General features: G+C 70.5%; 9 protein-coding genes. 1 reads left to right on the forward strand and 8 read right to left on the reverse strand.

The window, feature by feature from the left end; translation table 11 throughout:
- Window positions 1-17 precede the first annotated feature (17 nt).
- The 7 genes from DQ384_RS10305 to DQ384_RS10335 all read right to left on the reverse strand — a co-directional run bounded on the left by DQ384_RS10305 (window position 18) and on the right by DQ384_RS10335 (window position 11,267).
- On the reverse strand, window positions 18-713 hold the full coding sequence (locus tag DQ384_RS10305) for a response regulator transcription factor (RefSeq protein WP_114028514.1): 696 nt from the start codon (window positions 711-713) through the stop codon (window positions 18-20).
- Window positions 714-755: 42 nt separating this feature from the next.
- Window positions 756-3,569 (reverse strand): RICIN domain-containing protein, encoded by a 2,814-nt coding sequence (locus DQ384_RS10310; protein ID WP_114028515.1) that lies wholly within the window; start codon window positions 3,567-3,569, stop codon window positions 756-758.
- A 77-nt stretch (window positions 3,570-3,646) separates the two neighbouring features.
- On the reverse strand, window positions 3,647-6,397 hold the full coding sequence (locus DQ384_RS10315; protein WP_181871130.1) for an AbfB domain-containing protein: 2,751 nt from the start codon (window positions 6,395-6,397) through the stop codon (window positions 3,647-3,649).
- Window positions 6,398-6,623: 226 nt separating this feature from the next.
- Window positions 6,624-7,646 (reverse strand): ABC transporter permease, encoded by a 1,023-nt coding sequence (locus tag DQ384_RS10320; protein WP_114028516.1) that lies wholly within the window; start codon window positions 7,644-7,646, stop codon window positions 6,624-6,626.
- Window positions 7,643-8,608: an ABC transporter permease gene (locus tag DQ384_RS10325; RefSeq protein ID WP_114028820.1), complete on the reverse strand. Its 966-nt coding sequence runs from the start codon at window positions 8,606-8,608 to the stop codon at window positions 7,643-7,645. Before DQ384_RS10325 ends, DQ384_RS10320 begins: the two co-directional genes overlap by 4 nt.
- Window positions 8,601-10,127, reverse strand: a complete 1,527-nt coding sequence (locus DQ384_RS10330; protein WP_114028517.1) for a sugar ABC transporter ATP-binding protein — start codon at window positions 10,125-10,127, stop codon at window positions 8,601-8,603. The genes DQ384_RS10325 and DQ384_RS10330 overlap by 8 nt, the downstream gene beginning before the upstream one ends.
- Before the next feature lie 63 nt (window positions 10,128-10,190).
- Window positions 10,191-11,267 carry an ABC transporter substrate-binding protein gene (locus DQ384_RS10335; protein ID WP_114028518.1) on the reverse strand — a complete coding sequence of 359 codons (1,077 nt, stop codon included), beginning with the start codon at window positions 11,265-11,267 and terminating at the stop codon, window positions 10,191-10,193.
- A 170-nt stretch (window positions 11,268-11,437) separates the two neighbouring features.
- Here DQ384_RS10335 and DQ384_RS10340 point away from each other — a divergent pair, with 170 nt between their 5' ends.
- On the forward strand, window positions 11,438-12,472 hold the full coding sequence (locus DQ384_RS10340) for a LacI family DNA-binding transcriptional regulator (protein ID WP_114028519.1): 1,035 nt from the start codon (window positions 11,438-11,440) through the stop codon (window positions 12,470-12,472).
- A 236-nt stretch (window positions 12,473-12,708) separates the two neighbouring features.
- Here the strand turns inward: DQ384_RS10340 and DQ384_RS41180 are convergent, their stop codons facing one another.
- Window positions 12,709-14,733 (reverse strand): beta-1,3-glucanase family protein, encoded by a 2,025-nt coding sequence (locus DQ384_RS41180; RefSeq protein ID WP_181871131.1) that lies wholly within the window; start codon window positions 14,731-14,733, stop codon window positions 12,709-12,711.
- Window positions 14,734-14,819 lie beyond the last annotated feature (86 nt).

Raw genomic sequence — 14,819 nt, forward strand, 5'->3', positions numbered from 1 at the left:
CCGATGGGCAGGGGTGATCACTGCTCGTAGCGATACCCGCGGCCCCGGACGGTGGTGATCCGCGGCGCGCCCTTATCCGAGCGCGTGCCGGACTCCTCCAGCTTGCGGCGCAGCGCGAACACGTGCACGTCCAGCGTCTTCGTCGAGCCGAACCAGTTCTCGTCCCACACCCGGTCCATCAGCTCCTCCCGGGTGACGACCTCCCCCGCCTTGCTGACCAGGACCGCCAGCAGGTCGAACTCCTTGGGACGCAGGGTCAGCTCGGCCCCGTCCAGGAAGGCCCGCCTGGCCGGCAGATCCAGCCGCAGGGGCCCGGCGGCCAGCACGCGCTCCTGCGGGAGGACCGCCTGCCGCCGCAGGTGCGCGCGCAGCCGGGCCATCAGCTCGGCCAGGCGGAACGGCTTCGTCAGGTAGTCGTCCGCGCCGGCGTCGAGGGCGACCACCACGTCCAGCTCCTCGGTACGGGCGGTGAGCACGACGATGACCGCGTCGGGGACGGCCAGGCGGAGCTTGCGGCAGACGGCCACCCCGTCAATGTCGGGCAGCCCCAGATCCAGCAGGACGAGGACGGGCGGGTCCGCCAGGGCGATCTCCAGCGCCGCCCGCCCGTCGACGGCCAGGGCCGAGTCGTACCCGTTCGCCTCAAGCGCCTCGGTCAGCTCGGCGCCGATCACCACGTCGTCCTCCACCACGAGAACGCTTGCACCCGCCATGACACGATCGTAGAACCCACTCCGGCCGGTGGGGGGTTGTGGTCAGAGGATGCGCCAGTCGTGGTCGGGGGTGCCGTTGTCGGTGAACTGTTCGACGTTGGCGGAGTCGGCGGTGGACATGTCGTGGACGGCCAGGACCTTGCCGCTGTTGGCGTTCTGGACGCGCAGGGCGCCGTCGCCGTTGATCCTCAACCTCCACAGGTGGTCGGCGGTGCCGTTGTCGGCGAACTGGACGACCTGCGCCGAGTCGGCCGTGGACATGCCCGCGACGCCGAGGACCTTGCCGGAGTGGACGTTGCGGATCCGGAAATAGCCGCCCGTGTCCGGCAGGAAGGTCCACAGGTGGTCCTCGGTGCCGGTGTCGGAGAACTGCTGGACGCGCGCGGAGTCGGCCGTGGACATGTTCTCCACCGCGAGCACCTTCCCCGAGTGGACGTTGGAGATCTTGACCGGGCCGTCCGGGATGAGCCGCCAGTCGTGGTCGGCCGTGCCGCTGTCGGCGAACTGGACGACCTGCGCGGAGTCGGCGGTGGACATGCCCGCGACGCCGAGGACCTTGCCGCTGTTGCGGTTCCTGAGCCTGAGGTAGCCGTTGCCACTGTCCACGAGCTGCCACTGGTGGTCGAGGGTGCCGGTGTCGGAGAACTGCTGGACGCGCGCGGAGTCGGCCGTGGACATGTTCTCCACCGCGAGGATCTTGCCGGACAGGACGTTGCGCACCTTCACGTAGCCGTTGCCCGCGTCGACGATGCGCCACAGGTGGTCGGCGGTGCCGTTGTCGGCGTACTGCACGACGTTGGCGGAGTCGGCGGTGGACATGCCGTCCACGCCGAGGACCTTGCCGGAGTTGCGGTTCTGGAGCCGGAAGGCGGCGCCGGGAGGGAGCCAGGGGCGGGTTCCGCCGGTGCGCGGGAAGGAGGTGACGCGCAGCCGCGCCGCGCCCATCGGGATCAGCGTGACCTGCTCCACCGGGGTGGACGCGGCGACCGGGCCGTCCTGGAGCGGGGTCACCACGTGCTGCGCGTCGGCCTGCCAGGCGTCGATGCGCTGGGCGTTGGCGCGCAGCCGGACGGGCGCGTTGGCGGGGGTGAAGGGGTCGTTGACGTTCCCGCCGGTGAGGACGGTGAAAGCGCCGTCGGGGACGAGGCCGTAGTTCCACGGGCCGGTGGCGTGCACGTCGTACTCGGGGAACTGGGCCGATCCGCCGGTCTGCACCCAGTTCTCGCCGATCTGCAGGGAGAACGTCAGCGGGCCGTGGTTCACGGACGCGGCGTTGTGCTGGGCCGGCCAGATCTTGACCGTGGGCTGCATGGGGAGCCGGAGGGTGACGGTGTCGCCGTTGGACCAGGTCCGGTTCACGGCCGTGTACCGGGGGCCGGGGCCCGCCGCCACCGCGGCCCCGTTGACGCGCAGGTCGGGCGCCGCGCACCAGCCGGGGATCCGCAGGACGAGGGGGAACGCCACCGGCGCGCCGAGGGCGAGGGTGAGGGTGACGGTGCCGGAGAAGGGATAGTCGGTGGTCTCCGTGATCGTCACGTTGGCCCCGCCGGCGACCTTGGCGGTGACGGCGCACGGGCCGTACAACGAGGCGCACAGCCCGCCGTCCCCGGTGGCCAGCCACATCTCTTCGAGGTAGTACGGCCAGCCCATGCCGTAGTTGTGCGGGCAGCACCGGTACTGGTCGACGCCGGGCCGGTAGGACTGCATGGCGAACCCGTTCTGGAACTGGCCCATGGTCTTGGGGCTGTTGTCCAGGTCCACGCAGTTGGCGCTGGTGATGTAGTGGACGGCCCTGCCCTGCGGGTCCAGCGCGGCGGGCAGCGAGTTGAAGGCGAGGTCCTCGGTGCGGTCTGCCCAGACCGGGTCGCCGGTGACGCGGGTGAGGATCTCGTGGCTGAGCATGTACTCGACGATCCCGCACGTCTCGAAGCCCTGCCGGGGGTCGCCGAAGCCGGGACGGGCGTTCTCGTCTCCGGCGAAGCCGCCGCCCGGGAACTGGCCGTAGGCGTTCTGGACGGTGGTGTAGTCGTTGTACGTCGCGGTGCGGTGAGCGGGATCGCCGGACAGGACCCAGTACTGGGCGGGCTCGCGGAAGCCCTGGGTGACGTTGACGTTGTGCAGGGACGGCAGGTTGTTCACCCAGTTCGCGGAGTTGGCGTGGATCTTCCTGACCAGGTCGAGCAGGAAGCTCTCGCCGGTCCGGTTGTAGAGCCAGTAGACGACGTCGATGGTGTCGGCCCACCTGTAGGTGCCCCAGCCTTCCCGGAAGACGCTCGTGGGCTGGGCGTTCACGTACGCGAAGAAGCGGCCGAGGAAGGCGTTGATCCGTCCGTCGCCGGTGTATTCGGCGTGGGAGCGCAGGGCGTGCAGCATCGGCATGTGCGGCCACAGGTCGGCGTGGCCGTTCAGCGACGTGCGCAGCGGTTGCGGGCCGAAGAAGCCGTCCGCGCTCTGGGTGCCGAGCACCCCGTTGATCCAGCGGTCGGCGGTGGACAGCGCGCCGGCGTCGCCGGTGACGTACGCCAGGTCGACGTATCCGCGCAGCCAGTAGGGCACTTCCTCCCAGCCGCCGAGGGCGCCGCGCGTCCATCCGGTGTTGTCGTACTGCAGGAAGTGGGAGATGTCGGGATAGCGGCCGCACAGCCCGGTGAGCTGGCGGTTCAGCTGGGTGGCCAGCCACCCCCGGGCGCGGACGGCGCCGGGCGGCAGGCGCAGGAAGGCGGCGGGCTGGAGCGGGGCCCGGTTGCCGGGGTAGGCGGGCGCGGCGGCCGACGCCGGGGTGGCGGGCAGGCCGGCGGCGGCGATGCCCACGGCGGCGACGCCGCCCGCCAGGAAGGTACGACGTGCGAGGGACATGGTTCGGGTCCGTTCGGCCAGGGCGTCCCGCCCGCCCGCGGGTCGTGCCGGGCGGGCGGGACGCGTGCGGGCGTGGCTCAGGGAGCCCAGGGGGCGGCGAGGTGCCAGGTCACGTCGGCGTCGTAGGAGACCGGCGTGTCGTAGGGGGACGGGCCGCCGTTGCCGGCGATCCAGACCTCGGCCGCGTAGTGGCGGATGTTGTGGTCGCCGATGTTGTAGGACGCCAGGGTCACGTCGCCCGAGCCGTAGCGGCCGGGCTGCGCGCAGAAGGTGGCGTCCGCGTCGAACAGGGCCGTGCCATCGCGGGCGTCCTTGCGGACGCGGAAGTTCGCGTGGCGCAGGTAGTGTCCGGCGAAGTTGCGCGACTCGAAGGAGTAACAACTCGGCTCGGCCAGGCCCGGCCTGACGATGAAGGTGGCGTCGGCCTTCAGCGTGGCGTCGCTCGCGGCGGTGACCACCTCGGTGTAGCCGAGGCTGTCGCTGTGGCGCAGGTAGCGGTCGGTGTACCCGGGCGTCACCACCTGGAGGGACCGGGCCTGCCCGGTGGGCAGATCCACGGCGCTGCGCCACCAGGCCCCGGTGACCGCCCACGTCGCGTCCGCCGCGAAGCTGCCCGGGTTGTCCCAGGGGTTGGCACCGCTGTTGTTGGCGATGTACACCTCGGAGTTGATGTGGCGCAGGTACCGCCCGGGGAAGTTGTACGACTCGAACGAGCTGCCGCCGCCGCCCAGCCCGGCGCGCACGCAGTACGTCGCGTCGGCCTTGAACTGCGCCGAGCCGTCGCCCGCGTCGCGGCGCATCCGGTAGCCGGAGTGCCGCAGGTACTGGCCCGGGGCGCTGCGCGACTCGAACGACACGCAGGCGGGGTCGGCCAGGCCGGGCCTCGTCCAGAAGGAGCTGTCGCGCTTGAGCGCCTCGGAGGACGCGGCGTCCACGACAGAGGTCACGCCGAGCCCGCCGGAGAGGCTGAGCGACCTGTTGGTGTGGCCGCTGGTGGTGACCCTGAGCGACACCAGCTGGTTCATCGGGACGTACGTGCCCTGGGCGGCGGCCTTGACCGAGTTGTTCACGGTCCGCACCTGGGCGAAGTCCATCTTCTCGATCCGCCGGTCGTAGGTGTAGAAGCCGTTGACCTCGTTCTCGACGTCGGTCGGCTCGGTGTACACCGACGCGGACAGGCCGCGGGTGAAGATCAGGTCGCGGAGCCTGCCGGTGATGTCGACGTACCGCTGGGTGAGCGCGGCCGAGGTGGGCAGCATCTCGTACCCGAACCCGTTGCCGGGCGACCACTCGTGGCCGGACACCCGCAGGCCGAGCCCGCCGTACTCGCCGAGCACCGCGACGCGGGTCGCGGTGGGCGGCGTCGGGCTGCCCGGACCCACGTAGATGTGGTCGTCGATCGTGTCGCCGTTGCCGCCGTCGAACCCGCAGCAGTTGGATCCGGAGTTGTTGGTGACCAGGCGGGTCGGGTCCCAGCTCTTCACCAGGTCGGCGATCCGGGCCGGGTCGTACTCGCCCCAGCCCTCGTTGAACGGCACCCACAGCACGATCGAGGTGATGCCCTTGAGCTGGTCGACGACGCGGCGCAGCTCGCTCTCGAACACCGCGCGGTCGGCGGTGGACGGGGTGACGCCGGTCCTCATCGACGGCATGTCCTGCCACACCATCAGGCCGAGCCGGTCGGCCCAGTAGAACCAGCGGGCGGGTTCGACCTTGATGTGCTTGCGCACCATGTTGAAGCCCAGGGACTTCTGCTTCTCCAGGTCGAAGCGCAGGGCCTCGTCGGTCGGCGCGGTGTAGATGCCGTCCGGCCAGTAGCCCTGGTCGAGGGTGCCGAGCTGGTACACGAACTTGCCGTTCAGGACCGGCCGCAGCACGCCGCCCACCATGGCCTTGCCGATGGAGCGCATGCCGAAGTAGCCGCCGACCACGTCGCCGCCGCCGGTGCCGGTCAGGCTGACGCGCAGGTCGTACAGGAACGGGTCGTCCGGGGTCCACAGGTGCGGGCTGGGGATCGGGACGCGCAGAAGCTGCCCGGGCGTCCCGGTCGCCGACGCGACCACGGCGCCGTTGCTGAGCACCTCGGCCCTGACGCCCTGCGCGGTGCCGCTGACCTGGGGAACGAGGTCGAGGGTGCCGCCGGCGAGGTTCGGGGTGGTGTCGAGGCGGGTGATACGGGCGGCGTTGGTCGGTTCGAGCCACACGGTCTGCCAGATGCCGCTGGAGGCGGTGTAGAAGATGCCGCTGGGGTTCAGGCGCTGCTTGCCCAGCGGGTATCCGGCGGCGTCGACCGGCGCGTACACGCCGACGACGATCTCGTTGGCGCCGGCCCTGAGTGCGCCGGTGATGTCGAAGGTGAAGGCGTCGTAGCCGCCGCTGTGCGACCCGATCGAGATGCCGTTCACCCACACCGACGCCCGGTAGGTCACCGCGCCGAAGTTGAGCTGGACGCGCCGCCCGTTCCATCCGGACGGGACGGTGAAGGTGCGGCGGTACCACATGTTGTTCTCGTGCCGTTTGATCCCCGACAGCGCCGACTCGATCGGGTAGGGGACCAGGACGGTCTCGGCGAGGTTCTGGCCGATCGGCGGGCTGTTGAGGTTGGCGGCGCCGGCGAACTGCCACTGGCCGTTGAGACTCTGCCAGTCCGGGCGGGTGAGCTGGGGGCGGGGGTATTCGGGCAGCGGGTTGGTCAGCGACACCTGGCTCGTCCACGGCGTGGTCAGCGGGGGCGTCTTCGGGATGTAGTCGGCGTGCGCGGGAGGGGCGGTGACCAGCATTCCGGCGAGCAGCGCCGCGACGGTGGCGAGGGCTTTGATCACTCTCATCGGCCCGGCTCCTGCGGTCGGCGGGATCCGGTGTGCGGCGTGGGGGGTGGCTGCGACATGGCTCGTCCTCGACTAGGGGGTGGATGAAGTACGAGTGAGCGGGTTGGGGCGCGGGTCGCCGGCCTGGGAGCTCGCCGGGACCCGCGCCGGTGTTGCGGGCATCTCCTTTTCGGGATCTCGGGCGGACGCGTGGGGTTTCGGGCGGACGGGTGGAGGGCCACCTGGATCAGCGGCGGCCCCGCGACAGCGTGCGCTGGACGACCACGACGACCAGCAGGAACGCGCCGCTGACCACCGACTGGAAGTTGCCGTCCAGCGTGCCGATCTGGTTGATGATGTTCTGGATGACGTTGCGCAGCAGCACGCCGAAGAGCGTGCCGATCACGGTTCCGGCGCCGCCGGTCAGCAGGGTGCCGCCGATCACCACGGCGGCGATCGCGTCCAGTTCTGTGCCGACGCCGATGACGGTCACCCCGGACTGGAGGTAGGCGGCGGTCATCGCGCCGGAGAACCCGGCCAGCAGGCCGCTGAGCACGTACACCATGATCTTGGTACGGGCGACGGGGAGGCCCATCAGCACGGCGGAGCTCTCCGACCCGCCGGTCGCGAACAGGGCCTGCCCGAACCTGGTCCGTCGCAGCAGAACGCCGCCGGCCACGAAGAGGGCCAGCGTTATGTAGACGGGGTAGCCGACGCCGAACAGGACGCCGCGGCCGATCTCCAGGAACACCTGGTCGTTGTCGATCTTGTATGTGGTGGCGCCCTCGCCGGTGATGGCCAGCAGCAGTCCCCGGGCGAACAGCAGGGTGGCGAGCGTCGCGATGAACGGCGCCATCGCGGTGCGGGCGACGAGCAGCCCGTTGACCAGCCCGATCAGGCCGCACACCGCCAACGGCAGGAGCAGGGCGCCGAAGAAGCCCCAGCGCGAGCCGTAGGCCGCCAGCACCCCGCCGAGCGCGTACACCGAGCCGACGGACAGGTCGATGCCGCCGGAGATGATCACCAGGGTCATGCCGAGGGCGATCACGGCGAGGAACGAGCTCTGCAGCGCGAGCGTCCGCAGGTTGCCCGTCGTGCCGAAGCCGGGGAAGACGATCCACGCCACGGCCATCACCGCGAGGAAGACCAGCGCGGCGCCCTGCCGCTGGAGCAACCCGGCGACGAGCCGCCGGTGGGCCGCCTCCCGCGAGCCGGGGCCGGGCACCGGGGTGCTCTCGTGGAATCCGGTGGGGGTGGTCGAGGTGCTCATCGGCCGCTCCGTTCGCGCGACACGTACACCGCGACGACGATGATCGCCGCCTGGACCATCTGCGCGCTGGAGTCCGGCAGGTTGTGTTTGATGAGGGTCGCGTAGACCAGTTGCATGAGCAGCGCCCCGGCGACGGTGCCGGCGACCCGCACCCGGCCGCCGGACAGGGGAGTGCCGCCGACCACGACCGCGGTGATCGCCGAGAGCTCCATCAGGATGCCGGTGTCGGCGGGGTCGCCCGCGCCGAGACGGGCCGTGGCCAGCACCCCGGCGAGCGCGGCGAACAGCCCGCAGATCGCGTACACCGTGACCAGCACCCGCCGCACCGGCAGCCCGGACAGCGCGCTGGCCGAGCGGTTGCCGCCGATCGCGACGATGCGGCGGCCGAGGGCCGTCCTGCGGATCAGCAGCCCGGTCAGCGCCGCCGGCACCGCCGCGATGACGACGCTGATCGGGACGCCCAGCAGGTCGCCGGAGCCGAGGTTCAGGAGTGCGGGGTTGTGGATGTCGACGAGCTGACCGTGGGCCATGACCAGGGCCAGGCCCCGGCCGCCCACCAGCAGCGCCAGCGTCGCGATGATGGGCTGGATTCCGACGTAGGCGACCAGCAGACCGTTGCACACGCCCGCGACCAGGCCCGCGGTCAGGGCCATGGCCAGGGCGGGCACGAGCCCGTAGCCGAGGTAGAGCGGGATCAGCGCGGCCGCCAGCGCCATGACCGCGCCGACCGACAGGTCGATGCCCTCCGTGCCGATCACGAGGGCCATGCCGAGGGCCACGATGACGATCGGGGCCACCTGCACGAGCTGGGTCCGGAAGTTCCCGAGCGACATGAAGTTGGGGATGAAGACCAGGTTGAACAGCACGAGGGCCGCGACGGCGGCGTACACGCCGTACTCCTGCAACCGGTTCGCGTGACCGCGCCGGACCTGCGGCCGTGAGGCCAGCGCCGCGTCACTCATCGGCATCCCCTTCGTGGTGCGCGAGCGCCGCCAGGACGTTGCCCTCGGTGACCTGGTCGCCCCGGAGGTCGCCGACGATCGCGCCGTCGCGCAGGACCATCAGCCGGTCGGCGCCCTCGATGAGCTCCTCCATGTCCGAGGAGATCAGCAGCACGCCCATGCCTTCGGCGGCGAGCTCGTCGATCAGTTTCCGCACCTCGGCCTTGGCTCCGACGTCGATGCCGCGGGTCGGCTCGTCCAGCAGCATCACCGTGGGCCGCGTGCACAGCCACCGCGCGAGCAGCACCTTCTGCTGGTTGCCGCCGGACAGCTCGGACACCTTCTGCTCGGGGCTGGAGATCTTGATGCGGAGCCGTTCGACGAAGATGTCCACGATCTTGTCCTGCTTGGCCCGGCTGACCAGGCCGTACCGGGACAGACGGGGCAGCGCCGCGAGGACGATGTTCTCCCGGACGGACAGGTTGGGGATGATGCCGTCGGCCTTGCGGTCCTCGGCCAGCATCGCCATGCCGGCGGAGATCGCCGCGGACGTGCTCCCGGTTCTGACGGTCTTCCCCGCGAGCACCACCGCGCCGGAGTCCAGAGGGAGCGCGCCGAAGATCGCGCGGGCCGTCTCGCTGCGTCCCGAGCCGAGCAGCCCCGCCAGACCGACGATCTCGCCCGCACGGACGGTCACCGAGACCCCCGCGAGCCGGTGGCGGCTGACCAGGTCTTCGGCGCGCAGCAGCGTCTCGGCCGCCGCGTGACCGTCCTCGCCGAAGCCCGTGACGCCGTGGTCGCGCACGTCGCCGATCTCGCGGCCGAGCATCATCGAGACCAGGGCGAGACGGTCCAGATCGGCGAGCGGGCCGGTGTGCACGAGCTTGCCGTCCCGCAGCACGGTCACCCGGTCGCAGATCCGGTACAGCTCGTCCAGGCGATGGCTGACGTAGAGGATCGCGATGCCCTGCCGGTGCAACCGGCCGATCACCTCGAACAGCGTCTCCACCTCGCGGGGCTCCAGCGACGAGGTCGGCTCGTCCATGATGACCACCCGCGCGTCCACCGACACGGCCCTGGCCAGCGCGACCATCTGCTGGGCGCCGACGCCGAGGCTGCCGAGCGGCCGCCGCACGTCCTCGGTGACGCCGTACCCGGCGAGCAGGTCGGCGGCCATCGCGTGCATCCTGGACCGGGAGATCAGCCCCAGGGGGCCCCGGGGCTCCCGGCCGAGGAAGACGTTCTGCGCGATGCTCATCAGCGGGACCAGGTTGACCTCCTGGTAGATCGTCGAGATGCCCGCCCGCTGCGCCTGGATCGGCGTGCCGAACACCACCGGCCGTCCGTCGCGCAGCAGCCGCCCGCCGTCGGGCCGGTGGACGCCGGTGAGCACCTTGATGAGGGTGGACTTGCCGGCTCCGTTCTCCCCGACCAGGGCGTGGACCTCCCCCGGGCGCAGCCGGAACGACACCCGGTCGAGCGCCCGGACTCCGGGGAACTCCTTGCTCACCTCGACGACCTCGAGCACTGGTTCGTCCATGCGGCACTCCGTTTCTGGACGATCCGGACGCACCCCGCACCGGGATCCGGCCGGCGGACAAGGTCAGTAGGAGTTGGCGAGCTTGGACGCCGCGTTGGTCTCGTCGTACTCGTCGTCGGAGATGATGACGTTCGGCGGGATCGGCTGTCCGTCCAGGAACCGCTGGAGGGTCTGGAAGGCGAGCTGACCGAACCGCGGGTTCGACTCGACGACGGCGTTGTAGGAGCCCTCGGTGATCAGCTTGACCGCGTTGCGCGTGCCGTCGATCGAGACGATCTTGATGTCCTCGCCCGGCTTCTTCCCCGCCGCCTTGATGGCGTTGACCGCGCCGATGCCCATCTCGTCGTTCTCGGCGTACACGGCGGTGAGGTCGGGGTGGCTCTGGAGCAGCTGCTCCATCACCGTCTGCCCCTTCGAGCGGTCGAACTCGCCCGTCTGCTCGGCGACGATCGAGATGCCGGAACTGCCGGCCACCTTGTCCTTGAAGCCCTTCGTCCGGTCGGTGGTGACGTTGTTCCCGGACGAGCCGAGCAGGATGGCGACCTTGGCCGTGCCGCCGGTGACCCGGATCATCTGGTCGGCCGCCCGCTCGCCCTGCCGCACGAAGTCGGAGCCGATGAAGGTCAGGTAGTCGGTGCAGGGCTTCGAGGTGACCTTGCGGTCGATCGTGATGACCGGCACCTTCTTGGCCTTCGCCGCGTCCAGCGCGGGCTGGAGGCCGTCGGAGTTGAGCGGGGCGACGATCAGCGCCCTGGCGCCCTGGTCGAGCATCGACTTGATGTCGCTGACCTGCTTGTTCAGGTCGCTCTGCGCGTTGGTGACCAGCAGGTTGGCCGCGGGGACGCCCAGCTTGGCGGCCTCCTCCTTGATCGACTGCGTTTCGGCGATCCGGAACGGGTTGGCCTCCTTCTCGGACTGTGAGAACCCGATCTTCGCGCTCCTGAGATCCATCTTGGTGTAGCCCGTCTGGGCGAGCGTGCAGCCGGCCCCGCCGGGCTGTACCGAGGCGGCCGTGGCTGCGGGACCGGTGCCCACGGCGGCGGACGAGCCGTCCTCGCCCTTCGCGCAGGCGGTGAGCGTGAGGGCCAACACCGCGGTGACGGCGACGCCGACCGGGACCCGTCGTTCGGTGGCTGTCATGAGCGCTCCTTCGGTAGTTCCCTGGGGTTGTTCGAGGCGTCGGCGGAGTTCTCCGTCCCGGCGGTCCACGGCGCTGACACCAACTTTTTACGACGTTGTAGCAACGTTGTAAATAGCAGAAAGCCGTCTGTAGGCTTGAGCTGACAGATCAGGTCCGCGAAGGGAAGCGCGTGAGGGCCGCCACACTTAAAGACGTCGCGGTGCTGGCCGGCGTCTCGGTGAAGACCGTGTCGAACGTGGTCAACGGCTATGCGTTCGTCAAGCCGGAGAACCGCCGCAAAGTGGAAGAGGCCCTGATCGCCACGGGCTATCGGCCCAACATCGGCGCGCGGAATCTGCGCCGGGGCAAGACCGGGTTCATCGCCCTCGTCCTCCCCGAGCTGAGCATCCCCTATTTCGGGGAACTCGCCGGGCTCGTCATCACCGCCGCCCAGGCCCACGGGTGGAACGTGCTCATCGAACAGACGCAGGGCACCCGGGACCGCGAGCGCACGGCCCTCACCTCGATGGGCCCCCACATGATCGACGGTGCGATCCTCAGCCCCCAGGCCCTCTCGGCGGAGGACTTCGCCGACCTCGCGCCCGGAGTGCCGCTGGTCATGGTCGGCGAACACGCCGTCGACGTGCCGATCGACCACGTCGCCATCGACAACGTCCTCGCCGCGCGGACGGCGGTCGGCCACCTGGCCGCGATCGGCAGACGCCGGATCGCCTCGATCGGCCGCAACCCGCACCGCGGCACCGCGGCCCTGCGCCTGGAGGGCTACCGGGCGGCCCTGGCCGAGGCCGGGCTTGCTGAGGACGAGGAACTCAGCGTGCCGGCGCTCGAATACCACCGGCGGGACGGCGCCCAGGCCATGAGCCGTCTGCTCGACCTGCCGGAACGACCCGACGCGGTCTTCTGCTTCAACGATCTGCTCGCCATCGGGGCCCTGCGGGCGGCGGCCGACCGCGGCGTGCGCGTCCCGGAGGACCTGGCGATCGTCGGGTTCGACAACACCGAGGAGAGCGCCTACAGCATCCCGTCGCTGACCACGATCGCCCCCGACAAGAAGGCGATCGCCGAGACCGCCGTCTCCCTCATCCACGGCAGAAGCACCGACGCCGCCGAGAACGCCACCCCCTTCGACCTCCAGGACATCCAGACCCCGTTCGCCCTGGAGATCCGGGAGAGCACCATCGGCCGGACGCGGGCCCCCGCCTGAAGGCCCTGCCAGGCATTTGCCGCTCCTGAGCCGTTCATTAACGCCGGGTGAGAATGCCTCCCGCCGAAGCCGGTGGACGTGAACCGCCTGTTCAAAGCAGTTCTTATGCCACTGTGAGGCGGTTCTCATCTGGCAGAGCCAGTTTGGTCGGCATGGGACACATCATCCGTTCGGGAGCCGGATGATCTCGCAGCGGGCCCGGCGGTGGGGGCGCACCGCCGGGCCGGTGTGGTGCGTTACTGGACGGCGAAGCGCTGTGCGGCGCTGCCGTTGCAGTCGTAGATCTGCAGGCGCGTGCCGTTCGCGGTGTTGCCACCGGGAGCGTCGACGCACCGGCCGGACTGCGGGTTCTGGATCGACCCGTTGGACAGTTGCACCCAGTTCTGCGCGCCGCTGTTGTTGCAGTCGTAGAGCTGCAACAGGGTGCCGTTCGCGGTGCCGCCCGACTGCACGTCCAGGCAGCGGCCGAGGGTGCGCAGCGTCTGCCCGCTCCAGGTCCAGAACTGGTCCTTCGCCGAGGACTGGCAGTCCCACAGCTGCACCGGGGTGTTGTTGCCGCCGGTGTCGTCGCCCGCGACGTCGACGCACTTGCCGCCGGGGCCGGCGATGTTGGCTCCGCCGGGGAACGACCAGCGTTGCGCGGGGCCGCCGTTGCAGTCCCAGATCTGCAACCGTGTGCCGTTGCCGGTGGCGCCGCCGGGGGAGTCGAGGCACCGGCCGGAGCCGGCGTTCTTGATGGACCCGTCGGACTGCAGCAGCCACTGCTGGTTACCCGCGCCGAAGCAGTCCCAGATCTGCACCTTCGACCCGTTCGCGGTGGCATTGTCCACGACGTCGAGGCACTTGCCGCCGTTGAACGTGCGCAGGGTGTTCCCGACCATCGTGTAGCGCTGGTCGACGGCGTTGGCCTGGCAGTCCCACAGCTGGACCGGCGCGCCGTTGCCGCCGGTGTCGTCGCCCGCGACGTCCACGCACTTGCCTCCCGGACCCGTGATCGGCTGGCCGCCGACCGGGCCGGGGCCACCGCCGCCGCCCGTGCCGAAGCTGCCGATCGTCATCCCGGCCGACGACGGGTTCGGCTGGTCGATCACGGGAGCGAAACCGCCCACGTCGTCGTACGAGAAGCCGTACGCCAGGCCGTTCAGCGAGTAGTCGTGGATCGTCTTGCTGAAGAGGTTCGACGCGGACTGCCCGTAGAACCTCGCCGGGTCCGTCGTCGGCTGAGTGTCGAACATGACCCGGCCCGCCGTCGACAGCGTCGCCCGGTTCAGCGCCGCGCACACGCGCGCGCCGACCGCGAGGATCGCCGTCTGATTCGGCTGGTTCGGCGGCTGCGTGCCACCGGCGCACGCGAAGACGTCGCTCGTCGTCGGCTTCGTGAGCGTGCCGATGACGTTGCCGGACCCGTCCCTGAACGCCCAGTTCGCGCCGCTGGTCGTGCCGGTGAAGTTGCCCAGCGACGTCTGCACGGTCAACGTGTGCGTCGCGTAGTACGACCACACGGCGTTCACGTAGGAGTCGAGGTACGTCCCGGGGAACGCCCCCTTCGCGATGGCGTGCACGGGCGCGAGCACGCGCAGCGGGAGGCCGTCGGAGGCGCGCGTCGTGGTCAGGCCCGACCACGGTGACCCGAGCGCGCCGAACGCGTTCAGGATGCCGGTGCGGTTACCGGCGATGCCCTGCGTCTGCGTCCTGTTGGAGGTGTCGGTGACGCTGACGGTCAGCGGGATGCTGAACATGTCGACCGTCGTGGAGTTGATGAAGATGCCCGTGCCGCCGCTGCTCGCCCGCGCGAACTCCGTCCAGTCGTACAGGATGTTCGCGTTCGGGTCGCTCGCGACCCAGGGCGCGGGCTCGACGAGGCCGTTCGTCGTCAGCAGGAACTGCAGCTTCGCCCCCATCGACAGGTAGACGCGGCCGCCCGACAGGCTCGGCGGCAACGAGACGGTCTTGCTGGCGCCGTTGCCGGGGCCGGGAATCGAGACGTCCGGCGCCGGCACCGGTCCGTTGGGAGTGGACGGGGGGAAGTTGTACGCGCGCCAGGTGCCGGAGGCGTCCACGTACCCCTGCTGGCCGGCCGAGTTGCGCGCGATGACGTAGATGTACGTCGCGTCGCCGCGACCGGAGTTGTTCGTGACGGTGAAGGGCAACTGCGCGACGGCGGCGCTCGCCGCCTGCTGACCGGAGGCGATGAGGACCGCCTGGGCCAGCAACACGATGGCGACCAGACCTCGTCGCCATCGCCGGGACAACACGTGCATACCTCGACTCCTCTGGGGACCTGCGCGCCCTGCCGGCGTCCTCGGCGTCCTCGCCGTGTGAGGCGACGGGACGACGGCGGGGCATC

Origin of the sequence: Sphaerisporangium album, assembly GCF_003323745.1 — a bacterium.
In the GTDB taxonomy this organism is placed as follows: domain Bacteria; phylum Actinomycetota; class Actinomycetes; order Streptosporangiales; family Streptosporangiaceae; genus Sphaerisporangium; species Sphaerisporangium album.